The organism is Myxococcales bacterium, assembly GCA_016712525.1.
Classification (GTDB): Bacteria; Myxococcota_A; Polyangia; order Polyangiales; family Polyangiaceae; genus JAAFHV01.
This window is the reverse complement of record JADJQX010000001.1, coordinates 1,106,139-1,133,098: the sequence shown is the minus strand read 5'-3', so window position 1 is coordinate 1,133,098 and position 26,960 is coordinate 1,106,139. Positions and strand designations below refer to the sequence as shown.

21 protein-coding genes are annotated in these 26,960 nt (G+C 69.8%); 11 read left to right on the top strand and 10 right to left on the bottom strand.

Annotated features, from left to right (window positions below; all coding sequences use genetic code 11):
• Nucleotides 1-23: 23 nt before the first annotated feature.
• The gene (locus IPK71_04835; GenBank protein MBK8213056.1) at nt 24-1,148 is read right to left on the bottom strand and encodes a serine/threonine protein kinase; all 1,125 of its coding nucleotides are present in this window, start codon (nt 1,146-1,148) and stop codon (nt 24-26) included.
• A gap of 402 nt (nt 1,149-1,550) precedes the next feature.
• On the opposite strand from IPK71_04835, the gene IPK71_04830 reads away from it, so the two are divergent.
• Nucleotides 1,551-2,423, top strand: a complete 873-nt coding sequence (locus tag IPK71_04830; protein MBK8213055.1) for a hypothetical protein — start codon at nt 1,551-1,553, stop codon at nt 2,421-2,423.
• Between the two features lie 42 nt (nt 2,424-2,465).
• On the opposite strand, the gene IPK71_04825 is transcribed toward IPK71_04830, so the two are convergent.
• From IPK71_04825 to IPK71_04800, 6 genes are all read right to left on the bottom strand, one after another.
• A complete protein-coding gene (locus tag IPK71_04825; protein MBK8213054.1) occupies nt 2,466-3,389 on the bottom strand; it encodes a hypothetical protein in 924 nt (307 codons plus the stop codon).
• Nucleotides 3,390-3,429: 40 nt separating this feature from the next.
• Nucleotides 3,430-4,008 (bottom strand): hypothetical protein, encoded by a 579-nt coding sequence (locus IPK71_04820; GenBank protein MBK8213053.1) that lies wholly within the window; start codon nt 4,006-4,008, stop codon nt 3,430-3,432.
• A 94-nt stretch (nt 4,009-4,102) separates the two neighbouring features.
• Nucleotides 4,103-5,038, bottom strand: coding sequence for a hypothetical protein (locus IPK71_04815; protein ID MBK8213052.1), 936 nt, complete (start codon nt 5,036-5,038; stop codon nt 4,103-4,105).
• Between the two features lie 4 nt (nt 5,039-5,042).
• Nucleotides 5,043-5,420: a hypothetical protein gene (locus IPK71_04810; GenBank protein ID MBK8213051.1), complete on the bottom strand. Its 378-nt coding sequence runs from the start codon at nt 5,418-5,420 to the stop codon at nt 5,043-5,045.
• A gap of 128 nt (nt 5,421-5,548) precedes the next feature.
• Complete coding sequence (locus IPK71_04805; GenBank protein MBK8213050.1) at nt 5,549-5,998, bottom strand: hypothetical protein; 450 nt, start codon at nt 5,996-5,998, stop codon at nt 5,549-5,551.
• Between the two features lie 40 nt (nt 5,999-6,038).
• Nucleotides 6,039-7,190 (bottom strand): site-2 protease family protein, encoded by a 1,152-nt coding sequence (locus IPK71_04800; GenBank protein MBK8213049.1) that lies wholly within the window; start codon nt 7,188-7,190, stop codon nt 6,039-6,041.
• Between the two features lie 153 nt (nt 7,191-7,343).
• Between IPK71_04800 and IPK71_04795 the strand changes: the two genes are divergently transcribed.
• The 4 genes from IPK71_04795 to IPK71_04780 all read left to right on the top strand — a co-directional run bounded on the left by IPK71_04795 (nt 7,344) and on the right by IPK71_04780 (nt 12,481).
• Complete coding sequence (locus tag IPK71_04795; GenBank protein ID MBK8213048.1) at nt 7,344-8,795, top strand: cytochrome P450; 1,452 nt, start codon at nt 7,344-7,346, stop codon at nt 8,793-8,795.
• 103 nt (nt 8,796-8,898) lie between these two features.
• Nucleotides 8,899-9,276: a DUF2750 domain-containing protein gene (locus tag IPK71_04790; GenBank protein MBK8213047.1), complete on the top strand. Its 378-nt coding sequence runs from the start codon at nt 8,899-8,901 to the stop codon at nt 9,274-9,276.
• Between the two features lie 85 nt (nt 9,277-9,361).
• On the top strand, nt 9,362-11,650 hold the full coding sequence (locus IPK71_04785) for an alpha/beta fold hydrolase (protein MBK8213046.1): 2,289 nt from the start codon (nt 9,362-9,364) through the stop codon (nt 11,648-11,650).
• A gap of 87 nt (nt 11,651-11,737) precedes the next feature.
• Entirely contained in the window at nt 11,738-12,481 is a 744-nt protein-coding gene (locus IPK71_04780; protein MBK8213045.1) for a hypothetical protein, read from the top strand.
• Between the two features lie 52 nt (nt 12,482-12,533).
• On the opposite strand, the gene IPK71_04775 is transcribed toward IPK71_04780, so the two are convergent.
• The gene (locus IPK71_04775; GenBank protein ID MBK8213044.1) at nt 12,534-13,619 is read right to left on the bottom strand and encodes an aldo/keto reductase; all 1,086 of its coding nucleotides are present in this window, start codon (nt 13,617-13,619) and stop codon (nt 12,534-12,536) included.
• Between the two features lie 69 nt (nt 13,620-13,688).
• Here IPK71_04775 and IPK71_04770 point away from each other — a divergent pair, with 69 nt between their 5' ends.
• On the top strand, nt 13,689-14,510 hold the full coding sequence (locus tag IPK71_04770) for a sugar kinase (GenBank protein MBK8213043.1): 822 nt from the start codon (nt 13,689-13,691) through the stop codon (nt 14,508-14,510).
• Between the two features lie 389 nt (nt 14,511-14,899).
• Here the strand turns inward: IPK71_04770 and IPK71_04765 are convergent, their stop codons facing one another.
• Nucleotides 14,900-17,548, bottom strand: a complete 2,649-nt coding sequence (locus tag IPK71_04765; protein ID MBK8213042.1) for a YncE family protein — start codon at nt 17,546-17,548, stop codon at nt 14,900-14,902.
• A gap of 318 nt (nt 17,549-17,866) precedes the next feature.
• On the opposite strand from IPK71_04765, the gene IPK71_04760 reads away from it, so the two are divergent.
• Both IPK71_04760 and IPK71_04755 read left to right on the top strand, forming a co-directional pair.
• Nucleotides 17,867-18,781, top strand: coding sequence for a LysR family transcriptional regulator (locus IPK71_04760; protein MBK8213041.1), 915 nt, complete (start codon nt 17,867-17,869; stop codon nt 18,779-18,781).
• Between the two features lie 170 nt (nt 18,782-18,951).
• Complete coding sequence (locus tag IPK71_04755) at nt 18,952-20,127, top strand: CapA family protein (protein ID MBK8213040.1); 1,176 nt, start codon at nt 18,952-18,954, stop codon at nt 20,125-20,127.
• A 9-nt stretch (nt 20,128-20,136) separates the two neighbouring features.
• Here the strand turns inward: IPK71_04755 and IPK71_04750 are convergent, their stop codons facing one another.
• Nucleotides 20,137-21,612, bottom strand: coding sequence for a hypothetical protein (locus IPK71_04750; GenBank protein ID MBK8213039.1), 1,476 nt, complete (start codon nt 21,610-21,612; stop codon nt 20,137-20,139).
• 108 nt (nt 21,613-21,720) lie between these two features.
• Here IPK71_04750 and IPK71_04745 point away from each other — a divergent pair, with 108 nt between their 5' ends.
• From IPK71_04745 to IPK71_04735, 3 genes are all read left to right on the top strand, one after another.
• The gene (locus tag IPK71_04745) at nt 21,721-23,991 is read left to right on the top strand and encodes a beta-propeller domain-containing protein (GenBank protein MBK8213038.1); all 2,271 of its coding nucleotides are present in this window, start codon (nt 21,721-21,723) and stop codon (nt 23,989-23,991) included.
• A gap of 46 nt (nt 23,992-24,037) precedes the next feature.
• Nucleotides 24,038-24,832, top strand: coding sequence for a hypothetical protein (locus tag IPK71_04740; protein ID MBK8213037.1), 795 nt, complete (start codon nt 24,038-24,040; stop codon nt 24,830-24,832).
• Nucleotides 24,833-25,732: 900 nt separating this feature from the next.
• Nucleotides 25,733-26,293, top strand: coding sequence for a hypothetical protein (locus IPK71_04735; GenBank protein ID MBK8213036.1), 561 nt, complete (start codon nt 25,733-25,735; stop codon nt 26,291-26,293).
• Nucleotides 26,294-26,960: the final 667 nt, after the last annotated feature.

Below are 26,960 nucleotides of genomic sequence, written 5' to 3'. Positions count from 1 at the left end.
CCGCGTTCGCGGCGTGTGTCACGTCATCGCGGGAGGCGGTGGGTCGGGCCGGTGAACGAGCCGGGATCGGTCTCGGTGCCGGGGCCGCTCGGGTCGGTCGAGCGGGGCGGGGAGCGCACGTGCGTCTCGAGCTCTTCGTCGGGGAACGGGTCGTAGTCGTCGTCGCCGCGGGTCGCGATCGTCACGTCGTCGAGGTCGACGCTGCGGAGCGTGATCGCTACCGGGGGCTGCGCGCGGATGCGGTCGAGGGCGGGCCGAACGAGCGTGGGCTCGGTGACCGCCGTCGGAGCGTCGTCGACGATCGCCACCTCGATGGAGGTCGATGGCGCCTCTCGCCTCATGATGCCGAGGTGGGCGAGGGCCTCGAGCATGGCGGTAGCGGAAGGGAAGCGCTTCGCCGGCTCGCGCGCCATCGCCCGGTGCACGAACGCGCCGAGATCCGTCGGCGTGTCGGGCCTCCGAAGGACCACGGGGAGCGGCGGACGATCGAGCGACAAGAGCAGCTCCCCGGTGCTCGCGCCCACGAACGGACGCACGCCCGCGAGCATGAAATAGAGGCACACCCCGACGGAGTAGAGGTCGGTGCGCGCGTCGACCCCGGCGTCGTTGATTTGCTCGGGCGCCATGAACGCGAGGCTGCCCACCACGTCGCCCGGCATGGTGAGGCGCGAGCCGTAGTCGCGCGAGCCCTTGGCCACCCCGAAGTCGAGCAGCTTGGTCACGAGGCCCCGCCGCCGTGGCGAGAGGAACACGTTGGCCGGTTTGATGTCGCGATGAACGAGGTTCTTCGCGTGGGCCTCTTCGAGCGCGAGCAGGATCTGTTCGGCGACCGTGCCGATGCTCGCGAGCGGCTGAGGTCCCTCGCGCGTCACCTTCGTCTCGAGCGACTCGCCCTCGAGCAGCTCGAACGCGATGAACGGCCCTTCGTCGTCTTGCCCGGTCTCGTAGATGGTCACGACGTTCGGGTGCTGGATCGCCGCGCACATGCGGGCCTCGCGCAAGAACCGCTCCACGACGCTCGGATCGTACCTGAGCTCGCGGCGCAGGCGCTTCAGCGCCACGCGACGGCCGAGGTCGACCTGCTCGGCCTCGAAGACGACTCCTTGGCCGCCTTCGCCGAGCTTGCGGAGGATGCGATAGCTGGCCATCGGGGCTCGCCCACGAGGATGTCACGGCCCCCACGCGCCTTCAACTTCGTGGCTTCGTTCGTGTGCCAATGTGTGCACATCGCAACCCGGCGGGACGGTCGCCTCGCATGCCACCTCGTCATCGCACCGTCGATTGCTCAGGAAATCCAAGTGTTTCGAGGCTCGGCATCGGCCGTGCAATCCCTCCTCGGCATGCCACGAAAATCCTCGGCCGGTCTCTTCTCGCTTTCGATCGCTCTTCCTTGGGTGCTGCCGCTGCTGCTTCACGCGCCCCTCGCCCAAGCCCAAGGCGAGCCGCCCGTGCCGCCCGCGACGGCCTCCTCGCCGGCATCGGCAGTGTCCGCCTCTCCTTCGGGCGCTGCCCCTGTTGCCTCGGGTACCGCGCCCGCACCTTCGGCATCCGTGCCCGCACCTCCGCCCTCCGCGTCGACGCCACCTCCGCCCGCGCCGCGGCCTTCGAGCCCTGCGCCGTCGCCCGCCGAGCTCCCGCCTCCCGACGAAGCGCCGCCCTCTCCGCCGAAGAAAGACGCGGCCCTGCCGTGGGCGCTCCGAGGTGGCTTCGCGCTCGACACGGCGACCGCCACGCCGGCCGACGACGACTTCACGGCCATGTCGGCGCGTGTGCTCGCCTCGATGCCCCTCACCTCCCACGTGTTCCTCGACGCGCGCCTGCCGCTCGGCGTCGCGATCTCGCGCTCCACCACGGCTTCGGTCGGCAACGCGTCGCTCGGGATTCGCGGCGTCGTCGAGCTCGGCTCGGACACCTGGGTCAACGTGTCGGGTGCCATCGGTCTGCCGCTCCTCTCGGGCGCGGCCCAGCGCGCGTCGGGCGGCGCGCCCATGATCCCGATGGCCTTCTGGGACGTGCAGGACTACATGCCCTCGCTCCTCCCCCTGGAGCTCCGCGTGGGCCTCGAGAAGCGGATGGACATCGTGTCGATCCGAGCCGAGATCGCGCCCGTCCTCATGATGCCCGTGGGCCGGAGCGACGAGGTGGAGGTCGCCTTCCTGCACGCCGCGGAGATCGAGGCGGGCCGCGTCGTGTCGGCGGGGTTCCGTCTCCAGGGGGTGGCGCTGCCGACGACCAAGGACCTCGCGTACACCACGCCGGCCGAGGGCACCCCGTACCAAGCGGCCATGGAGCCGTTCGTCGTCGTGCGCCACGGCGCCTACTTCGCGCGCACGGGCCTCCTGCTCCCCCTCGACGAGCCGCTCGGCCCGCCGCTCGTGAAGTCGTTCGGTTTCCGCCTCGCGCTCGGCGTCCGCTTCGAGTAGCCGCGCACGGCGACTCGATGCATGCATGATGCATGCGAAAGGTCAGCGGGCGGCGAGGTAGAGCGCGTAGAGGAACGACGGGGCGATGCGTGTGCCCTGCACGGGGCAGATGTGGCCTTGGCTGTCGTCGTCGCCTTGAGGGCCCGATTGCGGGCTCAGGCAGGCACGCGTCGAGCGAATCTCTTGGCAAATGCGCCACACCCCACCCACCTCGCAGCGCGCCCCGGTCGTGGGGTGGGTGCTCTCGACGTCTTGCAGATCGTAGATGACGTCGCCCGGGAAGGTTTGGAGCATCCACTCGCGGAACTGGAGCTTCGCGGGGTTCTCGGCCGTGTCGAACACGAGCGGAGGCGTCACGTGGACCACCTTCTTGCCCGCGGCCTTGATGGCCGTCACCGCGTTCGTGTAGGCCGTCTTGGCCGTGGCGAGCAGGGCCGGTGTCACGTCGGCGTAGCCGTACTTCATGACGGTGACCGCGAGCTGCGCGTTCTCGCTGCGCGTCGATTCGCTCTGCCACCGCGCGGTCTTCTGGGTGGGGTTTCCGTTGTCGACGCCGAACGACCGGAAAATCTGCCCGTTCAGCCCGGCGCCCACCGGCGCCCGGTACGTGCGATACGAGAGCCCCAAGGTCTCTACGCCGTCTTCGAGGTCTTGCCCCACCGATTGATGCAAGAACAGCGAAGGCGTGGTGGTGACCTTGGACTTCTCGGCCGCGGAGAGCGCGTTCCACGCCGCGATGCCACCGAGGCCGACCACATTCCCCGACGGGCCTCCGTCGGTCGGTGGAGCGGCTCCGTCGGGGGCCGTGCCGCCGTCCGCCAGGGGTGGGGTCGTCCCGGTGGGCGAGGTCGTAGGGAGCGCCGTGCTCGTGGGCGTCGGGCTCGTCTCGGGTGGGGGTGTCCCCGTGGTGGAGCAGGCGGCGAGCGTGGCGGCGAGCGCGGCGGCGAGTGGGCTTCTACGAGTCACGCTCCGAGGGTAGCCCGACTCGCCTCGGAACGCCCGTGGCTCACCTGTGGCTTCGGCACGCGAGATCGCGCTTTCGGTGGATGACGAGCCTCTCGCAGCGAAAATCGTAGGGCACGCTGCACGCCTTCTCGAGCATCGCGAGCTCGCCGCACGTGGCCGTGGTCACCTTGGGCAAGAGCTTCGCGCGGACGGTGGCGTAGTCGGTTCGCTCCATGGCGAGCGCGAGGTCCATCTGTTCGGCGTGGGCCAGCACGAGCGCGGAGGGCGCGGTCGGGGCTTGTTCGACTTGGGCCGGTGCGATGGCCGCGGGTGCCTTCTCTTCGACGAGCGGGGCCGGGGCGAGCTCGGGCGCGTGCGAAGGGACGCTCGCGATCGCGCGCACGACGACCAGCAGCCCGAGGCCTGCGAGCGCCGCCCAGAGCAGCGTGAGGTCGCGCCGTGTTTTCGGCGCGGGGGCCTCTCGTTCTTCGAACCGCGGAGATGGCGCGCGGTACGGGTGAGCCGCGGGGGCCTCGCGGGCCTCGCCGCGTGGTGACGGCTCCACCTCTGCGGGGCTCGAGCGATCGTCGGGCTCGGCGAGATCGCCCTCTTCGGCTTCGGCTCTCTGCAGCGGCCCCATCGATGGCAGCGTAGCGCGACTCGCGTCGTGGGATCTCGAGGCGAACGGTGTCGTCCTCTTCCCTACCCAAGGCGCGCGCCCGAGCGGTCGCGTTTCAGTACGCTCGTGGAGCCGAAAAAAGCAGCGGATCCTCGCTCACCGAGAGGCGCACCCGGCCCATCGCGCTCTCGCGCTCTTGCCCGACGAGCAACGCGGCGTCGACGTCGTACGCGCCGGGTTTGTTCATCACGCACGAGACGGGCACACGCTCGACGTGGGTCGCGCCGGGCGCGAGGCGCGGAGGTGGGTGGAGCGCGACGGGCTCGTCCATGCACGGGAGCGCCGTCCCCACGCGCGTCACGCGGAAGAGCGCGCGCGACGCGGGCAGGTCGATGGGCCGCGTGCCTCCGTTCACGAGCGCCACGACCACGGCGTATCCGGTCTTCGTGTCGCCCTGAGGCCGCGAAGCCGTGTCCCCCGAGACCATCGCGAAGAGCCCGGGAATGCCCGCGTGGGGCCTCGGAACGCGCGGCCCTCGCGCTACGAGGTCGACCCGAACCTCGCCCACGGGGACGGGCTCCACGTGGCCGAGCGCCAGGCTCACGGCGATCTCGTAGGTGCCCGGAAGCGCGAGCCGACAGTCGAGCTGGCGGTGGTAGGAAAAGGTCGCACCCGGGTCGAGGAAGGGCGGCTCGCGCACGCCGTGGTCGGCGTCGATCATCGCTTCGCACGGGAACGGGACACCCTCGCGCGTCGCCACGAACGTCGCGTGAGGCACGTCGACCTGGACGCGTGCCTTGGACACGTTCGTGAGCTCGATGCCCACGAACGCGCCGCCCAAGCCGAACGTGCTCGGATCGTAGGGGAGCGTCTTCCGTGAGAGGAGCCGCACGCGCAGATCGTCGCGGCCGGGCACGGGCGTACCTTCGGTGTCACGCGCGCTCGCAGCTCGGCTCGCCGAGGGAGGCCCGAGCGGTGGCGCGGGCGGATGCGACATGCACGCGGAGAGCGCGATCGCGAGAGCGAGGCTCGTGGGCACCGCGTGGCTCATGCCGCTACTTCTTGTGCTCTTCGTCGTACTTCTTGGCCTCGTCGAGCGCCTCGCGGCTCGGGCGCTTGGCCTCGGCGGGCACGCCCAGCGAGCCCGACGTGACGCCGATCTCGTCGTCGAGCTCGCGCTCGTGCATCTCGTGCTCGTGCTCGGTCTTCTCGATGGTGGCGCCGGCGATGGCCCCGATGGCCGCGCCGATCGCTCCACCAGCGACCGCGCCGATCGGCCCGCCTACTGCGCCGACGAGGGCTCCGACCACGGCGCCGCTCGCGGCCACGGCCTCGGCCACCGCGTGGCTGTTCGCCGGCGGGAGGCCGCTCGGGCGCTCCTCGATGGCGTCGGGGTTCTTGGGGGGGCTGCTCGGTCGCTTGGGCTCGCTCATGATGAAACCTCTCTCGCAAGGATCACGCCGCAGCTCTCACGAGAGGTCTCGCACGATTTCCCCCCACGACGTGCACGGCTTGCGCATCGTACGACGAACGTGCGCCACCGTTGCCGTAGAATGCATGTTCAGGGGGGGAGCACGGCGCCGTTGCCCGTCTTCACGGGGTATCCCGCGATCGTGACGGGCACACGCGCCACGAGGGCGTGCTCTTTCTCGGGGTAGCTTCCGTGGAGGCGCACCTCGTAGTTGCCGGGGAAGCTCGCGCGGACCTCGGCCGAGGTGACCCCACGCGGCACGAGGATGCGCCCGGACGTGTCGCTCTCGGGAGTGCCCGCCGGCACGAGCTGGATCCAGTACTGATTCGTCGCCTTGCCCTCGATGGGCTTGTCGAAGCGCACGCGTACGGCGTCTCCCGTGAGCACCGTGATGGGCTTGCGGTCGGCGGGTCCACACCCGCGTGAGCGCGCGGGCCCCTCGTGCGGTGTGTCGGCCGCGGGGTGGTCCGTGGGCTCGACGGTGATCGCGGGTGGACCTTCGCACGCGGCGAGCACCACGAGGGTGAGCGCAAGGGGCATAAGTGCCCGAAATGTTGAATGAAGTGTGCGCATGGTGCCCTCAGTTTCCTCCCGGGAGCGGGCCCTCGGGCCGTGCCCTTCGCGTGCGCGTGCGGGTGCGTGCGTCGTGCTCGCGGAGGGCACCGCGGACCATCAGCAGGTCCCCGATGTGCGAGAGCGAAAGCAAACCGTGGACCTTGCCGTCGCGGAGCACCGGGATCGACGGCGACTCGCTCTCGTAGAGGTGGGCCACGGCCTGCTCGAGGGACTCGGACGGGTCGGCCGAGCGCACGTCGCGCCGCATGACCCGCGCGACCGGCGCGTCCCTCCCACCGAGGTCCGAGGCGAGCGCGACGATCAGATCGTCGTGGAAGAGCATGCCCACGAAGCGCCCGTGCTCGTCGACCACGGGGAAGTCGACCTGCGACGTCGACAGCATGCGTTCGGCCGCGGCTCCGAGCGTATCGGTCGGCCCGAGGGCGTGCGCGTCCGTCACCATCGCGGCGCGCACCGGGAGGCCCGACAGCGCGGCTTTGGCCTGCGTCTCGGCGGCCTCCGCGCCCGCGCCCGTCCACACGAACACCGCGATGACGAGCAGCATCGGGTTCGACATCAGCCCCAAAATCCCGAGCCCTACCGCGAAGATACGCCCCACCGCGGCGGCCGTGCGCGTCGCGTCGACGTAGCTCCGTCTCATGGCGAGCAGCGCGCGCAACACCCGCCCCCCGTCCATGGGAAACGCCGGCAAGAGGTTGAAGATCGCGAGCGTCACGTTGACCCACGCGAAGCGCGCGAGCAGGGAGCCTTCGGTGCCGAGCACGCGCGTGGGAGCGAGCGACGCGCCCAGCGCGAAGAGCACCACGAACGCCACCGTCGCCAGCGCGACGTTCACCGCCGGGCCCGCGAGCGCCACCCACAGCTCCTCGCGAGGATCGTCGGGCATGCGCTCGAGCCGCGCGACGCCGCCCGTGGGGTAGAGCGTGATGTCGCGCGTCTTGATGCCGTACCTTCGCGCCGTGAGCGCGTGCCCGAGCTCGTGCAGCACCACCGTGCCGAACACGAGGAGCACGAACCCGACCCCCGAGGTCACCGCGCGGATCGACCGATCGCGCAGGTACTCGCTCACACCGATCCAGGCCAAAAAGAGCCAAAACGTGACGTGCACGTAGAGATCGATCCCGGCGACTCGTCCGAGTTTTTGAGAGGCCTTCACCGGGAGCTCCTTGTGCGTCGCCCATCGCGACGCAGCACGGATGGGAGCACGCGGCATGCCACGCGTCACGCTCGCGGGCGACAATCGGAGGTGCACGATTTGCGCGCCGCGCGCAGCACGCTCGCGGGCGCGTGGTCGCGTATGCTGACGGGCATGACCTCTCTCGCGGATCTCCCTCGGCTCCCCGACGTCGGGCTCCTCGGTAGCCTCGGTCCTTCGACGCCCGAGCGCCTCGCGTTCCAGCGCACCCTCGCGCTGCAAGAAGCGCCGCTCGTTCGAGGCCGCATCTTGCACCTGCCCGTGGTGTTCCCCTGCTCGCCCGAGGCCGCGCACGAGGTGCTCGTCACGAAGGCCAAGAGCTTCGAGAAATCTCCAGGGATTCGCGTTCTCCTCCACGATCTCGCGGGCCAGGGTCTCTTCACGAGCGAGGGCTCGATCTGGCGCTCTCAGCGCAAGCTCATGTCGCCGCTGTTCCAACCCGCGCCGATCCACGCCTACGCCGAGACCATGCGCCAGGTGGCCGAGCGCGCGGCGAGCGCCATGCACGACGGCATGCGCATCGACGTCGCCCACGAGACGACGCGCATCGCCATGTCGGTCGTCGGAAAGGCCCTCTTCGACGTCGACACGTTCGACGAGGCCGACGCCCTCGGGGCCGCGCTCACGACGTGCCTCGCGTGGGTGAACGCGAACCTCGCGAGCATGGGGCTCGTCGCGCACGTGGTCATGCTCGACGCGACCGAGCTCTTGGCCCGTCGCAGCGAAGGCAAAGTGCGGGACGTCGCGCAGAAGATCCACGACGTGGTCTCTTCGCCGTTCCTCTTGCCCGGCGTGCGCTCGAAGGAGCTCCGCGACGCCGTGAGGGTGCTCGACGAGCGCATCCAGAGCATGATCGACGACCGTAGAAAGAGCGGCCTCACACGCGACGATCTCCTCACGCGCCTGCTCACGGCTCGCGATCCCGAGGGTCAGGCCGAGCACATGAGCGATCGTCAGGTGCGGGACGAAGCGGTCACGCTCTTCGTCGCGGGCCACGAGACCACGGCCACCGCCCTCGCGTGGTCGTTCTACCTGCTCGCCCGGAACCCCGAGTGCCTCGCCCGCGCGCGCGCCGAGGCCGACGCGTTCGGCGACGGGCCCATCACGGCGTGGGATCCGTCGAAGCTCGCCTACTGCACGCGCGTCTTCCGCGAGGCCATGCGCCTCTACTCGCCCATCATGATGTTCCCGCGCCGAACCCTCGAGGAGGTCGAGATCGGGGGGGTGCGTCTCCCGCCCAAATCCCTCGTGTTCGTCAGTGCTTACGCGCAGCACTACCGCCCCGCCTCGTTCCCCGATCCCGAGCGCTTCGACCCGGATCGCTGGCTCCCCGAGCGCGAGGCCGAGCGGCACCGCGCCTCGTACCTGCCGTTCAGCGAGGGCCCGCGTGTGTGCATCGGCATCCACTTCGCCATGCTCGAGGGCCCCATCGTGCTCGCCACGCTGCTCCGCCGGTGGAGCTTCGACATCGACGCGGCGAAGACCATCACCGAGGACGACTTCGCCACCTTGAGGCCCAAGGGCGGCGTGCCGGCCACGGTGCGAGCGCGGGAGCGCACCGCGTAGCCTTCGCGCGCGTCGGCGCTTGACGGGTCGAACGGCTTGCCGCATCCATGCGCCCGTTCGTGGGTCCGCCCTTTCACGGAGCCCGCGCGAACGAGGAGCCCTCATGAACCCCGACGAGAAGCTTGCCCCGAGCGGCATGGAGGCGCCCGAGCGCTACGACCACTTCATCCGCACGATCTGCGAGAAAAAGGCCGTGTGGGGCCTCTACGACGAGGGCTGGGCCGCCGGCAAGGTCGAGGGGATCGACGTCATCCCGGTGTGGCCCGAGCGAGAGCTCGCCGCCGCGTGCGCCACGGGCGACTGGGCCACGCTGTCGCCTCGTGAGATCGCGCTCGACGACTTCGTGAGCAAGTGGATCCCGGGCGCCACGGCCGACTCCACGCGCTTCGCCGTGTTCCCCACCGCGACCGAGAAGGCCGCCGTGGTCGACAACGCCGAGCTCCTCGCGGACATCGAGGCCGAGCTCGCTCCGGACGTGTAGCGCCGAGAGCCACGGTCGCGCTCCGCGGTGGTCGAAGGGCCCGAGCCGCCTCCTTTTCGGTCGAAAAGTGCGCTAAACCCCGGGCATGCGCGCTCGGATCGCTCCGCTCCTCGTGGCCCTCGGAACCTTCGCGTGTGGGGGCGAGGCGCCTCCGCCCGCGTCTCCCTCGGGGGTGACGGCCGTGGTCGCGCCGCCTACGCCTTCTGCGCCGCCCGCGCCCAAGGTGCCGCGCGCTGCTTCGCCCCAGCCCGCGAGCGCGAGCGCCGTCACGTTCGCGCGCATGGCCAAACACCCCGAGCCGGGCTGGAGCGTGCCGTCGCAGCTCTCGTTCGTGCCGGGCACCCGAAAAATCGCCTACCTCGCGAGCGAGCAAAAGAACGACGTGCTCTCGCTGTTCGAGTACGACGAGGCCCAAGGCGCGACGAAGGTGCTCTTGCGTGCGCAGGATCTCGTGCCCAAGGCCGGCGAGGTCATCTCCAAAGAAGAGGAGCTTCGCCGCGAGCGCCAGCGCCTCCGCACGAAGGGCATCACGTCGTACGCGTTCGCCAAGCAGGGAGGGCGCCTCGTCGTGCCGTTCGCCGGCGACGTGTACCTGCGCGAGAGCGACGGCCGCGTGCGCGCGCTCACGGCCACCAAAGATCCCGAGCTCGACCCGAAGATCTGCGCGAGCGGAGAGAAGGTCGTCTACGTGCGCGGCCCCGAGCTCTACGCGTACGATCTCGCCTCGTCCAAAGAGGTGGCGCTCACCCGGGGCGCCAAGGCGCACGTCACGCGCGGCCAGTCCGACTACAACTCTCAAGAAGAGTTCGGCGAGCCCTCGGGCTTCTTCCTCTCGCCCGACTGCAAGAGCGTCGTCTTCCTCGAGGTCGACGACGCCGAGGTCGACGAGCTCGTGGTGCCCGGGTACCGCGCGGGCGAGGCGCGCTTCGACGCCGAGCGGTACCCCCTCGCGGGCGGCAAAAACCCCAAGGTTTCCGTGTATGTAGCGCCGCTCGCGGGTGGCGCGCCGCGCAAGGTGACCCTGCCCGGGATGGACGGGCGGTACCTCGTGTCGTTCTCGTGGGAGCCCACGTCGGCCGCGTTCTCGCTCCAGGCCGTCGCCCGGGATCAACGCTCGGTGTCGTTCGTGAGGGTCGACGCGCGCTCGCTCGCCACCTCCGTGCGCGAGATCGCGTCGGACCGCCGGTACGCCGAGGCGCTCCCCATGAAGCGCCTCGAGGGGTCGTCGGGCTTCGTGTCGATCGGCGTCACGGGTGGGCACGGGCACCTCGAGCTCCGCGACGGGCAAGGTGCCGTCGAGAAGGTGCTCACGCAGGGCGCGTGGGACGTGACCCAGATCTCCGCGATCGACGAGAAGAACCGCGTCGTCTACTTCGTCGGCACGAAGGACAGCCCCCTCGAGCGAAACCTCTACGCGGTGCCTCTCGCGGGGGGCGAGGTGCGGAGGGTGACCCCCGAGCCCGGTGTGCACGTGCCCGTGGTCGACGGCGAGACCGGCCGCTACCTCGACGTGCACTCGGCCCGAAACCGCCCGCCCGCGGTCGAGCTCCGCGGCCCCAAAGGAGAGAAGCTCCACGACCTCACGCCGCCCAAAGATCCCGAGATCGAGGCGCTCGGCGTTCGCCCTCTCGAGCCGTTCACCGCCTACACGAAGGACGGCACCCTCCTTCACGGGAACCTGCTCCGCCCGCGCCGCCAAGAGCCCGGCCGGCTCTACCCCGTGGTGGTCATGGTGTACGGGGGCCCCGGCGTGCAGGCCGTGCAGAACAAGTTCGCGCCCAAGCTCCTCTGGCAGCACCTCGCCGATCGCGGCTTCTTCGTGCTCCAGGTCGACAACCGAGGCTCGGCCGGTCGTGGTCACGAGTTCGCGTCGGTCACGTACGGCAAGCTCGGTCGGATCGAGCTCGAGGATCAGCTCGACGCGCTCGAGGCGCTGAAGAGCATGGAGGGCGTCGACCCGACGCGTGTGGGCATCTACGGCGTGAGCTACGGCGGCACCATGGTGTTGAACGCGATGCTGCGCGCGCCCGGGAAATACAAGGCCGGCATCGCCGACGCGTCGGTCGTCGACTGGTCTTTCTACGACAGCGGCTACACCGAGCGTTACCTCGGCCCCAAAGGGCCCGCCTACACCGAGACGGAGCTCTCGCAACACGCCGCCGCCCTCCAGGGCAAGCTCCTCGTCATGCACGGCCTCATGGACGAAAACGTGCACTTTGCAAACTCTGCGAAGCTCGTCGACGCGCTGGTCGCGGCGCAAAAGCCGTTCGACATGGTGGTGCTCCCCGGTGAGCGCCACGGCACGAAGGACCCGGCCGCCAAGGAGTGGGTCTCGCGCAAGATCGCCGAGTACTTCGCCGAGACGCTGCGCTGAGCGCGCTCCGCGGCTCGCCGGGCGCCGAGAAACTTTACGGTGGCCCGGCTTGCCTCGAGGTCGACCCGAGGGGATGCTTCCGGGGCCATGACACGCCTCCGCTTCCTGCCCTTCGCCGTCGTCGCCGCGTTCGCGCTCGCTCCGATGGCCTTCGCCGACGTGGGCCCCGCGCCCCAAGTCGAGGCCCGCGTCGACGTACCTCCGGCGCTCCTCGCTGGGCTCGCGCGCCACGCCGAGGCGTTCGAACAGATGAAGGCCCGCGGCGCGTACACGCTCGACGGCACGTTCGAAGAGGTCGCGTCCGACGGCCACGTGGCGAGCACCAAAGAGGCGCGCGTGCGCATCGAGGCGCGCCGCGGCGATCCCACGCCGAAGGTCGACATCGTGCGGTACCTCGAGGACGGCCACGACAAGACCCAAGAGGCCCGCGAGAAGGCCGCCTCACGAAAGCCCAAGAAGGACAAAAAGGAGCTCAAAATCCCCTTCCTCGCGAGCGAGCAGCCTCGCTACGTGTTCGCGGTGGTCGAGCACGATCGCAACGTGCCCACGCGGGTGCGCGTCGCGTTCGATCCGAAGGAGCCTGCCGAAGACGCCATCAAGGGCACCGCGTGGGTCGACACGACCAAGGGCGAGATCCTCAGCATGGGCTTCTCGTTCAGCAAAAACCCCACGTTCATCGATCACGTCGACGTGACGCTCACGTTCGGCAACACGACGCCCCTCGGCCGCGCGCCGTCGGCCTTCTCGTTCGATGGGCGAGGGAGCTTCCTCTTCGTCCACAAGCACTTCCGCGGCCGCGCCACCATCACCGACGCTCGCGTCGCCTATTGAGCGCGAGCCGCCCCTCCGTGCACACGCGCCGGCACGGAGGGGCCTCGTGGGCTCAGTAACGGTCGGTGTCGTCCTTCGGGGCCATCGGCCACGCCGGTGCCGACTTGCCGTCGATCGTCGTGCCACCGAAGTAGAACGGCGCTGAATTGGCCACGAAATCGCAGGGGAACGGCAGGCTCGGCTTGCTCACGGCGTCGAGCTTCTCGACGTGAGCGGCCGTGAGGGTGACCTCGAGCGCGGCGAGGTTGTCCTCGAGCTGGGCCATCGTGCGTGCGCCGATGATCGTCGACGCGACGCCCGCGCGCCCTTGCACCCACGCGATCGCCACGCGTGGGATGGTGGTGCCGAGCTCCTTCGCGATGTCGGCGAGCACGTCGAGCACGGCGTAGGTCTTTTCGTCGAGGGCGCTCGTGGCCCACGCGCCGCGGCCCGCCTTGTGATTGCCGTGATCTTCGCGCCGGTACTTGCCACTCAGCGCGCCGCTCTTCAGGGGCGACCACGGCGTGATGCCGAGCCCGAGCTCGCGCGCCATCGGGACGAGCTCGCCCTCGACGGTGCGCTGGAGGAGCGAATACTCGATTTGCAGCGCCACGAGCGGCGAGTACCCACGAAAGTGGGCGAGCGTCTGGGCCTGGGCGCACTTCCACGCGGGCGTGTCGCTGAAGCCGAGGTAACGTACTTTTCCCTGCTCCACGAGCGTGTCGAGGGCGCGGTACGTCTCCTCGATGGGGGTCGTCGTGTCCCACACGTGGAGCCAATAAAGGTCGATGTAGTCGGTCTTGAGGCGCCGGAGCGACTGCTCGCACTGCGAGATGATGGCCTTGCGGTTCGCGCCGCCGCCGTTCGGATCTCCCGTGTAGAGGTTCGACATGAACTTGGTGGCGATGACCACACGATCGCGCTTCTTGCGGTCGTGCCCGATGTGGTCGCCGATGATGGCCTCGGAGTGGCCCTTCGTGTAGGCGTTGGCGGTGTCGATGAAGTTTCCGCCCTGGGCGATGTAGTGGTCGAGGATGCGCTTCGAGTCTTCGACCGAAGAGCCCCAGCCCCAGTCTTCGCCGAAGGTCATGGCGCCGAGGCAGAGAGGGCTCACACGAAGCCCCGAGGAACCGAGCGTGACATAGTGGTTGAGCGGCATGCCCCCTTGGATACCGGCGAAGCGGGCGGGCGGCAATCGCGGGGGGCGTGCTCGTGGTAGCGTGGAACGATGCGCATCGCCGTCGTGGGCCACGTGGAGCACGTCACGCTCGGCCGTGTGGAGCACGTCCCCGAGGCCGGTGACATCGCGCACCTCGAGCGCCCGCGGTTCTTGGCCGGTGGCGGCGGAGGGGTCGCGTTCCATCAGCTCGTGCGCTCGAACGCCGAGGTGCACCTCTTCACGGCGCTCGGCGACGACGACGGCGCGGGAGAGGTCGAGCGTGCCCTCGTCGGTACGGGCGCGAGGCTCCATTTGGCTCGAAAACGCGGCCCACACCCGCGCGTCGTCGTCATGCTCGACGCGCACGGGCGGCGCACGATCGTGGTGACGTCACCGCCTTTGCAGCCCACGGCCGACGACCCCCTCGCGTGGGACACGCTCGCCTCGTTCGACGCCGTGTACTTCACGGGGGCCTGCGCGCGGTCTCTCGTGGTTGCCCGCGCGGCGAGGGCCCTCGTGGTGACGGCGCGTCGCGCGCACGTCGTGTCCGACACCGGCGTCGTGCCCGACGTGCTCGTGGGAAGCGCCTCCGATCCCCGCGAAAACACATCGTTTTCGGCGTACGCGAGGCCCCCGCGCGCGCTCGTGCTCACCCAGGGACCGGGCCCCATTCGTGTCGAGACCGCCTCGGGGCTCGTGCTCGCCGACGCGCCGCCTCACGTGAGCGCCGTACGAGGCGACTACGGCGCGGGAGACTCGTTCGCCGCGGCGCTCACGTACTTCGTCGCGGCCGGGCACCCGGTCGTCGAGGCCGCGCGACGCGCAGGCCCGTTCGGCGCCGCGGTGCTGTCGCACGAGAGCCCCCTCGAGAGCGCTGCCCGCCTCGCGTGACGGCACGGGCACGAAAAAGAACGGGCGCCGCGCGGGAGGTGGGGGGGAGGGAAACCTCGCCGCGCGACGCCGTTCAACCGTAGAGCTCATCACGAAGGCTTGAGGGGGAGGGGACCTCCGCAACGAGCCCTACGGACAACAACATGACGGCACACGAGTCGGGTGGGGGGGATTGACCTTCCCGCGCGCCGTCGACTCTCACTTAAGCGAAAGCCGGGCCAACCCCATGGCGTCGAAATTCTCAATGATTTCGTGGAGGGTGGGCGTGGCGACATTTCAAAAACGAAAGGCGAGTTTCGCTTTCGAAGGAACGCGGACTTAGCGACGTTTCGAAAGCGAAATCGGGCACGCCCCAGGGGAGGCGTGCCCGATCTCGGAGTGACGGACTGTCAGTTGTTGGAGCAGAAGTCGCCGCCCTGGGCGCCCGCGGCCGGGATGGCCACGGTGGGCGTCGCTTCGTCGATCGAGAGCAGGTACTGCACGAGCGCCGAGAGGTTCTGGGCCCGCTCGGTGGGGTTCGCCTCGGAGAGGAAGTTCGGGGCGAGCGCCGCGTAGTGCGCCTTGAACGTGGGCGAGAACAGGCTCTCGAGGGTGGCGGCGTTGCCCGCGTGGAGGTACGGCGCGCCGGTCGAGAGGCCGAAGAGCGACGGCGGATTGAAGCCGCGGCCGAAGGCCTGGTTGCCCTGCGCCGCGACCGGGGTCGTCGCGTTCGAGTTCTGGCGGAACTCACTCACGCCCGAGATGGCGTCGGCCACGTTGAACGTGCCCACCGGGCGCAAAATGCAGAGGATTTGGTCGAAGTTGCCAATCGTCGCCGGGTCGGGGAGCGAGGCCGGATCGAGGCGCATCGAGCCCGTGCCGCTCTCGGTCGGCAAGAGCGCCGCCGGGAAGCCGGCCGGGGCGCTCCACGTCTTGCCGCGGAGGTCGGTCATGGTCTGGATCGAGGGCGTGTAGAAGCGCTTCGAGATCGTCCACTTGTCGCCGCCGTGGCAGCCCTGGCAGCTCCCGTCCGAGGAGAAGAGCTGCTTGCCGAGGGCGACCTTGGCCGGGTCGAGCCCGGTGGCGGCGCGCGGCGGGCGGATGGTCTTCAGGTACTCGGTGATCTCCTCCCAGTCGGAGAGCACGCTCGCGGCGGGGAGGCCGGCGGGGTTGGTCTTGTCGGCGGCCTGCGTGGCCGAGCCGTTGAGGCCCGTGTGGTTGTGCGGCGCCGTCGCGATGTCGATGCGGTCGGCGTTGCTGATGGGGGCCGTGGCCTTCGACACGATGGCGCCCACGCCGCCCGAGATGCCGCGCGTGTTGCCCTCGAAGTCGTCGACCTCGTCGAAGATCGCCGTCCAGTTGAAGATGCGCTGGTCGTTCGGATCCTTCTTGGAGAAGCTTCCGTCGAGCGAGGTCGACTGGCGCGGCCCGCGAGCAAACGACCACGAGACGTTGTCCGAGTAGCCGTCGACGTGGCACGACTGGCACGCGCCCCAGCCTTGGCCGCCGAACGACCAACGACCTGCGCCCGTGTTGAAGAACCGCTTGCCCTTCAGGACCTTCTCTTCCTTCGAGCCCGCGGCCGGCTGGGCCGCCGTGACCGCCGCGACCGGGGTCGCCGCGCCGCCGGCGAGGGCCTGCGTGTTGAGGTCGACGACCTGCACGGTGCGGCTCACGTCGTTGGCGACGAACATGAAGCGCTTGTTGGCGTCGGTGTTCGCCGTCGCCACGCCGATGGGGTTCTTGCCCGAGCCCGCGGCGGGGATGCCGGCGGGGTTCGTGTCGATGAAGAGGCTGTTCGTCGCGCCGACCTCGCCGATCTCCCCGGTCTGGCCGTAGGCCACGCGGAAGACGGCGTCGATCGCGTTGGCGGCGACGTAGCCCACGCTCGCGCCCTTCACGAACGCGATGTCCGAGGGCACCGCGGGGTACCTGCGGTTCGCGTCGGCCGTCGAGCGCTGCCCGAAGAGCACCTCGAACTTCTGGTGGAGGCTCGCCGTGCCCGTCTTCACCTCGGCGCCCTTCGAGAGATCGATGACCGACACCGCGCCGTGCGTGGTGGTCTTGAAGTTCTCGGTGGTGCCGCCGGTGGGGCCGCGCGGCGAGGCGCAGATGTGGCTCACGTAGGCAAAATTGCCCTGGATCGTGATCGATTGGAGCTGATTCGGGAAACACCCGGCCGTCTGGGTGGCCGAGTCCTTGAAGCCGATGTCGGCGATAGGGCCGAGGCGAATCGCGCTCGCCGCGCCGTCCTTCGCGCTCACCTTGTAGACGATGCCGTCGTGGTTCGTGTCCATGCCGGCGGCGTTGCCGGGCGACGCGTTCGACTCGGGCGCCGTGCGCTGCCCGAAGTACTCGGTGACGTAGATCGACTCGTCGTCGTCGACGTCGTTGCCGTTGTTGGTGATGGCGATCGAGCGCGGGTGCGCGAGGCCGGGGCGCGCGGTGAGGCCCGTACCGAGGAGGCCCGTGCCCACGAGCGTCGCGTTGAGGTCGACCGTGCGCTTCACCTTGAGCTCGGCGGTGTCGATGCCGAGCACCGTGCCGTCGACCCAGTTGGCGACCCAGGCCGTCTTGCCGGTGGGGGAGAGGGCGACCGCGGTGGGCTCCGAGCCCGTGGCGACGCTGCCGGCGACCGCGGGGCTCGCGCCGGAGAGGCCCGAGATGCGCACGAGCTTCTGGTCTTTGCGGAGCACGACGAACGCGCTCTCGTTGTCGGGCGAGATGGCCACTTGCCACGGCTCGCCGCCGACCGGAATTTCCGCCTTCTTGGTGAGGGTGGGGGGCGCGCCGTCGGCGCCGTACTTCACGTCGAACACGGTCACCGAGCCCACGTCGCGGTTCACGGCCACGAGCGTCGCGTCGTTCCACGAGAGGGCCACGGCCGACCCGCGGCTCGGGCCGCTCGCGATGGCGGTGGGGCCGACAGGAGCGTCGGGGCTCGCGTCGGGTGTGCCCGTGGGCACGGTGGTCGTCGGGGCGTCGGCGCCGGCGTCGGTCGGGGTCGCGGGATCGTCGCCACACGCGGCGAGCCCTCCTCCGACGACGATCGTGCTCAACAAAGCAAAGAGTGCAGTCCTATTTCGCATGAAGCCTCCCTGGTGGGCGGTGGTGCCTCGTCGCACCCCCGCGAGCCCTTCAGCGTGGGGCACTTCACCCGCGGGCGGAACGGGGCCTTTGGCGATGGGACCCATAGGCGCGGCCTATGCGTCGCTCGATGCGCCGAAATCCAGCAACTCCTTGAAATCACTCGCTCAGAGCCCAGCGAAAAAGAGCTTGGGGCCTGAATGGCGCGCGGCCTTCGCGCATCCAAAGCCCGCCCACGCAAACCGTGCGCAGCTCGTGAGCTCGTCCCTGGTAGGCTCGCGTTCGACGGAATGGACCTCCAGTCGCTTCGTTATTTTTGCGCGGTCGCCAAGAGCCAGAGCCTCACGGGGGCGGCGCGTGCGCTCGGCGTGAGCCAGCCCACGGTGTCGGTCGCCATCCAGAACCTGGAGGCCCGCCTCGAGACCACGCTCTTCACGCGGGAGCGGAACGGCGTGCGCCTCACGGCCACGGGGGAAGAGCTCCGCAAATACACGACGCGTGTGCTCGCGCTGCTCGACGAGGCCGAAGAGCGCGTGCGAGGCCTCGAAAAGGGGGACTACGGCAGCTTCGTCATCGGGTGCCACGAGTCGCTCGGAGCCTATTTTTTGCCGCAGTTCATGCGTGGTCTTTACGAGGAGCACCCGGGGCTCGAGGTGCTGCTCTCGAACGATCCGTCGGCCGTGGTGCGCGACAAGGTGCTCTCGCGCGACGTGCACTTCGGCATCGTGGTGAACCCCACGCCGCACGACGACCTCGTCATGGTGGAGCTCTTCGAGGACGCGGTCGACGTGCTCGTGGCCGAAGGCGCCAAGCGGCACGCGACGCGTGAGGAGGCGCAGGTCGTCTATGCGGCGGGCCCGGTCATCTACGCCGGTCGGGTGAACGAGGGCGTAGCCCTGCTCGACATGCTCGCGAAGGAGGGGTTCTCCGTGACACGCAGGCTCGTCTGCGGCGACCTCGAGCAGGTGAAGAGCCTCGCGCTCGCGGGCCTCGGCATCGCCGTGCTCCCGCGGAGGGTGGCGGCGTACGGCCACGAGGGGAAGCTCGTGCGGCTCCACCCGTCGCTGCCCTCGGTGCACGACAAGATCATGCTGCTCTACCGGGCCGACATGCATAAGACGCGGGCGTCCTCGACGTTGAAGGATGCCCTCGTCCGGTATGGGCGGACGCTCCAGGGGAACGGGGTCGTGCAGAGCTACCGGTGAGGCTCGTGGCGCACGAAGCGACGCGTCGGGCTTTGGAAAACCGACCGACGGTCGCGCCAACCCCCCGAAACTACACGCATTGCGGGCCCACGCCCCCAAAGCGTCCCGCGGCCGACCCTTCCGGCCCTTTCACGAGCCCCCGCGTCCCCTTCGCGCTATGAGAGCCGACGATGCGGAAGCTCGCCGTCCTCCCCCTGTCCCTCGCCCTCCTCGCCCTCCTCGCCGCGTGCACGGCCGAGGTCACCGTCGACGGCGCGCCCCCCGGGGCCGAGGGCGACGGAGAGTCCGGTGAAGGTGCCGACGCGCTCGGCGTGCCCATCACCGAGCCCGACGAGACCGACACGGCCTCCCGTCGCCTCCCGGCCCCGCTCGACGTGACGGAGCTCTCGGGCCTCGTCGACGTGCGCGGCGTGGGCGACGCGGCGTGGTCGCGCACCCACCAACAAGACCCGATCGCGGCCGACTACGGCAAGGCCCTCGACCGCTTCGACGCGAGCGGCAAGGCCTACCGCGGCCACATCAACTACATCAACTGGGAGACCGTGGTCGGCTCGCGCTGCGAGACCTTCGACAGCGTGTACACGCCCGGAAAGTCGTACGCCTTCGTCTCCCGCAAAGAGAACCTGCGGCAGGCCATGGACCGGGGCTTCAACCTGGTCGGCCTCTCGAACAACCACTCGCGTGACTGCACCTCGCCCGACGGCGAAGGCATGACCGCGCGCGAAGTGGGCACGCTCGCCGACGCGACCCACGCGTTCCACGGCGTCGGCCCCACGGCCGCGAACAAGAACGAGCCGAGCCTCGTCACGCTCCGCGCCGGCAACCGCGACGTGCGCGTGGCCTTCGGCAGCTTCTACATCGGGAGCCGCAAGTCGTGCGCGCTCTCGGCCTGCGCCAACGACAAACGCGCCCTCTTCGAGAAGCTCCGCGCCGCGCCCGCCGATCTCCGCATCGTGGCCATTCACAGCATGAACGCCGCCACGCAGGACGAGCTCGTCAACGCGGGCATCGAGTTCGTGAAGGTCTACGGCGGCGACGTGGTCTTCGGCAGCGGCCCCCACGTGTGGAAGCCTCTCCGCGTCGTTCGCAAGAGCGACGGGAAGACCGGCGTCATCTTCGAGAGCCTCGGCAATTTCTTGCACCCGAACCTCGCCGCCCAGGCGAAGAACTACATCGGCCGCGCCCTCTTCGACGAGGCCACGCTCACGCTCGCGCAGGTGCAGCTCATCCCCGTGCAGAACACGGGATACGACATCAAATACTCGAGCGCGAGCCTCGCCGATCTGCCCTCGAACCTGAAGCTCGCGCCCTCCGAGAAGGGCATGTTCGCCAACGTGAAGAAGTAGCGACTCTCCTCAGCGCGCGCCGGCGTCTCCCGGCTTCTGGCACGTGGAGCCCGCTCCTCGGGAGCGGCAGACGAGCGGCGCGCAGCACTCGAACGAAGACACGCACGTCGCGCCTTCGTCGGGGACGCAGTTGCGGGTCGAGGGCCCGCGGGTGCGCTTCTGGTCGTCGAACGCGGTCGCGCACTCGCCTGCACGCACCGTGCGCGAGCTCGAGGGGGTCTCGCAGATTTGCGCGACGGTCGCCGGGCGGAGGCATCGGCACGGCGCGCCGGTCGCGAGCGTCGTGTCCGTGCACGGGGGGCCTTCGGCCGCTTCGTTGGGGGTGTATTCTGCACGTTCTCGCCGTCGGACGAGGTCGGGCGACAGCGGGCCGTTCGCATAGGCGGCGGCGGTCAGCGCGATCGCGTGCGGGAAGGCGAGCCCCGGTCGGATCGCGTAGGGGTCGCCGTCCGCGTTCTTCACCCACGCGGCGAGGCGCGCCTTCACCTCGGCCTCGGCGCAGACGTGCCCCTCGCAGACGGCGAGCGACACACACGCAACGGACGCGGCGGCCTCGCATTTCGTGCCGGTCACGGCGACGACCGCGGCGCGTTCTGCTCTTAGATACTCGAGGTATGCGCCGCTCGAGAGGGCCTTGCACGCGGACTGTCCGGCGTTCGCGGGCGGGCGGGCCGCGGCCACGAACGCGAGCCACGGGGTCTGGCCGAGGGGCACGGGCTTCGGCCCTGGATCTGCGACGAGCCGCGCGAGCGCCACCTCGCCGTGCCGGGCCTCGAGCGGGCAGACCTGAGCGGCGTGCGCGTACGTCACCGCTTCGGTCTGCGGGTCGGCGAGCTGCGGGCAGAGCTTCGTGTGGAGGGCGTCGCGCTCGGGGTGCGAGGCCTTTTCGAGCGCCGTCGTCCACGGATCCTGATCGCGCTCGGCGGGGTAGCGCGCGGCCTCGGCGAAGAGGGCCGCGACGCCCTCGGCCCCTCGTTCGGTGCGGAGATCCTGCGTGAGCCACTCGAGCACCTCGAGCCGGGGCCGCGAGGTTCCGCGCTCGTTCAGGTCGGCCGTGATGCTCTCGATCGAGTCGTAAAGCGACTTTACCTTGCCGAACGTCGCCTCTTTCCCCGCGCCGAGATCGCCGAGACGGCGCTCCTCGTAGTGGTGTGCGCCGACGATGCGCGAGAGCGACCACGCCTCGTCGCGAGGGCATTTCCAAGCGACGAGGGTGCCCGCGTCGTTCTCGTCGAGGTCGGGTTTGTCGCACGGGACCCCGATTTTGTAAGGCGTCGCGGCCGCGACCTCGAGCGTGTGAGACGTGTGGACGCCCGCGTTGTAGACGTCCGTCGAGGTCGTCACGGTGAGCTTCACCGGGCCGCGGAGCACCTTCTCCGTGTGGGGCCGAAAGCAGCCCTTCGCGCACCCCGTGAGGGCGAGCGCGAGGACGACGAAGAGCGCGGAACGTCCCGCTCGGATGCGATCATGCCCCCTGGCTCCCATGGCCCGAGCTTACATCCTCCGAGGCCTCCCGCGGGGGCCGTCGCGCTCCCTCGCGGACGGAGGTGATTGGGGGGAACTCTCGCGCCCTCGGCGTGTCTCAGCTTGCCCATGGGACTCTCCCCTCTCGGGCGCGTCTGCGCCTCGCTCCTCGTGCTCGCCCTCGTGCCCGCGTCCCTCCTTGGGGCGTGCGCTCCACCCGCTCCGGCGCCGCCGCCCCGCGCGCCCGCCGCCGCGAAGAACGAAGCGCCCGCACCGGAGCCTGCCCCTCCGCCCAAGGCTCCACGTGTGCTCGCTCCTCCTCCGCAGATCACCGCGGCGATGCCCGGAGAGCCGGACGAGAACAAGCTCGTCGAAGCGCGCCTCTCCACGTCGAGCTGCGCCGATCTCCAGGCGCGCGCGAAGCGAGAGGCCGAGGCCACCATCGTCCGCATGCACGAAGAGCTCGACGACGAGCTCTCGTCGTACCGAGAAAACCAGGTCGAATGCATGCGCGAGCGCTATGGCTCCGCCCTTGATATCAGGACTCGGTCGATGGCCGGTGCCGGAGGAAGCTCGGGCTATGGCTCGGGCTACGGGCGCCTCGGTGGCTCGCACGCCACGCCCACGCCGAGGGTTCGGATGGGGGCCACCGTGGTGTCCGGCCGCATGGAGCCCCCCAAGGCCAAAGAGCACTCGCGCACCAACACGCAGCTCGCCGACGTGGACGAGGCCGACATCGTCAAGACCGACGGACGATACGTGTATTTTGCCATGAACGGGGCGCTCCGCATCGTCGAGGCCCTCTCTCCGCGCGTGGTGTCGGTGACCCGCCTCGGCACCGCGGCCGAGAGGAGCCAAGTGCGCGAGATGCTGCTCGAGGGCGACAGGGTGGTGGTCTACGAGTCGATCGGCATGCCCACGCAGCCGCGGTGCCGCTACGGGTACGACTGCGAGCTCGGCTCCGACGGCACGCGCACGAAGGTCACCGTGCTCGACGTGCACGATAGAGCCGCTCCCAAGGTGGTGCGGAGCTTCGGCCTCTCGGGGTCGTTCATCGCGTCGCGCCGCATCGGCAACGTCGTGCACACCGTGGTGGCCGACGCCGAGCCCGACCGCCCTACCTACGCCACGTGGCCGAGCGACATGGCGTATTGCGGATACGCCGAGTCCTACGTACGTAAGCGCCTCTCGGCCCTCCGCGCCGAGAACGAGGCTCGCATCCGCCGTGCGCTCGCGTTCCCGGAGCTCCGCGAGAAGGGCGTCGGCAAGGCCCTCTGCGACGGTCTCCACGTCTCGCCCCTGGGCGACGGGCACGCGTACACCACGCTCGCGTCGTTCGATATGACAAGCAACGACGCACCCACGACCGCCACCATCGAGAGCCGGCCGGGCACGGTGTTCGCCTCGTCCAATCGGCTCTACATGGCCACGCGCCACCAGCGGGGCGCAGGGTCGCGCTGGTACTCGTTCGGCGAAAAAGACAATGAGCTCACGGACATTCACGCCTTTCGCCTCGGCGATCGCCCGGGCGACACGAAGTACGCGGGCAGCGGCGTCGTGCCCGGGCACGTGTTGAATCAGCTCTCGATGGACGAGTGGTACGGCTACCTGCGCGTCGCCACCACGAAGGGCCGCGTGCCCGATCCGAAGGCCGAGAGCGTGGTCTCGGTGCTCGCCATGGCCAAGAACGGCAACCTCGTGCGCGTCGGGGCCACCCCAGGTCTCGCGCCCGGCGAGGACATTCGCTCCGTGCGCTTCGACGAGGAGCGCGCCTACGTGGTCACCTTCAAGAAGACCGATCCGCTCTTCGTGCTCGACCTGGCCGAGCCCGCGCACCCCAAGGTGATGGGCGAGCTCAAGATCCCAGGGTTCTCGACCTACATGCACCGCATCGACCCCGACCACCTCTTGTCGATCGGGTTCGACGCGAACGATCACGGGGACTTCGCGTACTTCGACGGCGTCATCCTCCAGATGTTCGACGTGTCCGACCCGAAGGCCCCCACGCTCATCCACAAGGAAAAAATAGGCACCCGGGGCTCGTCGTCCGAGGCGGCGGCCGACCACCTTGCGTTCACCTACTTCGCCGAGAAGGGCCTGCTCGGCGTGCCCATCACGGTGTGCGAGGGCGGCGGCGACGGCCGAAACGGCGGCACCATGGCGTTCAGCGGCCTCTACGTCTACGAGGTCGACGTGAAGAAGGGATTTCGCAAGCTCGGGGGCGTCGATCACGGGGTGCGCGGCGCCCAGTGCGGGACGTGGTGGTCGAACGCGCAGTCGGTCGTGAAGCGCAGCCTCTTCTTGGACGATCTCGTGTACTCGGTGGCCCAGGAGCGCGCACGCGTGCAGAAGCTCTCGGCCCTCGGCACGGACGTGGCGAGCCTCTCGCTCGTGCCCTGAACGTCGGCGCTTCGCGGCGGGGCGGCTTCGTGCGAGAGTTCGAGCCATGACCGCCCGGCTCTCTCGCACCCTCTGCCTCTCGCTCGCTGGCCTCTTCGTGTGGGCCTGCACGGATCTCCGCGACGACGGCTTCACGAGCCAGATCACGCACCGCTGCGCGACCCCCAAAGGGTGCGACGAGGCCCTGAAGGACGCGAAGGCCCGCGTCGACAAATGCCCCGACGCGACCTCGAGCGAGTGCCTCGCCGTGAAAGAAGACCTCGCCTCGGTCGAGCGCCTGAACAAGCGCCACCAGGACGAGGCCAAGGCCCGCGAGGAGGGAGCGAGGAAGGCGGACGAGGAGCTCGCCAAGGCCCGCGCCCAAGAAGAGGCCTCGCGCGCGAACGCGAAGACCCTCGAAGAGCAGGTGACCGGGCACGCGGCCGACCTCCGCACCGCCCTCGCCGACTGCCGCGCCACGGCCGATTACTCCAAGTGCGACAACGGCAAGCCCACGCCCGCCGAGAAGGCCGAGTGCGAGACGAGCTGCAAGCAGTTCGGCGCACAGCGCTCCGAGGATCTCTTCCGGCTCATGTTGCGCGCCTGCGCCGAGACGGCCGAGTCCGATCCGAAGCACACGAAATGCCTCGTCGACGGCCGCGTATGGTCGCCTCGTGGGCGCGAAGAAGAGTGCTCGAAGAAGTGCGCGTCGCTCGCCGCCAAGGTGAAGACCTGGATGTCGGCCAAGGTGAAGTGCTGCGACGGGCAGCCCGCGCCGAAGTGCAAGAACGCGGAGCTTCGCACCGACTGCTGCGAAGGCCACAACGGCATCTGCCCCGAGCCCAAGCCGCAAGAGCCCTGAGGTCCGTGCTTCGGCGCCGGCCGTCGTAAGGTGCGGAGATGTCGCACCTTTTCCGAGAGCAAGGCACGGCCCGTTCGTGGATCCAAAGGCACCGGTGATCGGATCGATCCTCGGTGGTTCTCCGGGAATTTGGGGGATGATCCACCGGTGCATGGGGGCCGCCGGAGGGTGCTCGCGTAGGCCTGCTTCTTGCGAAGGGTGCGCTCATGCCTTCGCCGCCCATCGTCCTCCCGCCTCCGTCTCGGAAGGCTCGGCCCGTCACCGCGTCGGGCGCCATCACGCTGCGCATCGAGCGGGACGCGCTGCGCGAGGCCGGTCGCAAGGCGCACGAGAGGGGCTCGCTCGACTCGGTGGAGCTCGCGAAGCTCGAGGCCTTTTGCGACGAGGCCTCGCTGGCGGCGCCGGTGGGCGAGACGTCGATCGAGCTCTCGGAGAGCGACCTCGTGGAGCTCGTGGGCGAAGAGAGCTTCGAGCGCGACTGGGTCACCGTGCCGTTTCCGATCGGCGGGTTCTCGGACTCGATGCGCCCGACCGGCGTGCGAAAGCTCTCGTTCCGCCCCGCCGCGCCCGAGGGTGAGGTGTCGGCCGAGTGGCTCGGGGACTCGGCGATCCAAGAGGTGCCTCACGAGTGGCTCGGCGATTCGGCCGTCATGGACGCATCGCTCGACGAGGACCTGGTGACGGCGGGCTCGATCGCCTTGCGCGCGCCCCGCGTGCCTTCGTTCGGGGCCGAGCTCGAGCCGCCCACGGCCCGCCCCACGCGTGACGTCGCCGAGGGCGTCGAGGTCGAGGCGTGCGTGTGGGACGACGCGGAGGACCCCGCACGACGCGCCCCTCGCCTCGCTCCCGCCGTCGCTCCCGCCGCCCGCTCCCCTCCCGGAGCTTCGTTTTGCGCCTCGCGTGCGCGCCCATGTGCCCGCGGCCGAGCCGAGCTTCGTCGCGTGGGGCGCGGAGCCCGTGGTGGCGTCGCCCGCGCCGCTCTCGAGCGCCCCCATCACGCCGTCGTACGACGATCTGCGCGCGGCGCCCCTGCCCACGCCTGCCGCGCCGCTCGTCGGGTGGATGGCCGATCTCGCCCCGCCTGCGCCGCGCATGTCGCCCGCGATGGCGTTCGCGCCCACGCTCCCTTCGGCAGCGTCGATGTCGGCCTCGGCGTCGGGCTCGGGAGCGGGCTTCGCGTTCGCCCCGGTGAACCCGCAGACCAAGATGCGCGCGCTCCCCGAGGGCGCGGTGAAGCCCGCGACGCCCGAAGCGGCCTCGAAGATGCCCCCGTGGGCTGCCCCGGCGCTCTTCGCCGCGGCGCTCGTGCTCGGCCTCGCGGGAGAGGTGTGGCTCGCGGGTCGCCCGGCCCCCACGGCCGAAGCTCCGCCCGCGCCGGCCCCGGTGAGCGCGCCGGCCGCGCAAAACGCCGTCGCCGCGAGCACCCCCGCGATGGTCGTCGTGGCGTCCCCGGTGCGGTGAGAGGAGTGCGCGGCTGGCGAACGCGGCGAAACTCGCTCGCGGAGCCACCGCACGCGGAGATCGCACCACGGATCGGCGCAGGCACGGCTCGGAAACCGATGTCGGAAGAGCGCGCGAGGCCCATGCCGAGGAACTGCTGACGACCGGGCGGTTGTCCGCGACAGCGGAGACGTTCATTTCGCCAACTCAAACATTCTCGGAAGCGTACGAGGGAGTACTCGTACAGTTCAGGATGCAAGCAGGGACGACGGAACGACTGGCCGCCATCGGAGTACGAGACGCGTCTGCCCTCACCCATGCGGCATACCCAGGGATGCCGCTCGTGGGCGAGGTTGGGCGGCGGTCAATGCGTTTTTCAAGGCGGAACGTAGTAGGATAAACATCGGGCCCGGTCGCCGTGCCGCATTGCATGTCTTCAATAACAACATAGCAGGGTTCAATGTCATTCGTTGATGAGCGAACGCGTGGGCTGATCCTTGATCTTCTGCGAGCACGGATTCGAGAGGACGAGTTCTATCGAGCGTTTCCGCTCAAGCCCGGTGAGGGCAGCAGGGCTGGGCAAGCTATGCTCGTGCGTGCGTTGAACGAGCGAGATGCGATCGGGGTCGAATTCGGACTTTACTTGGGGCATCGATTCGGTATCTGCGAGGAGTGCCTAGACGTGCTG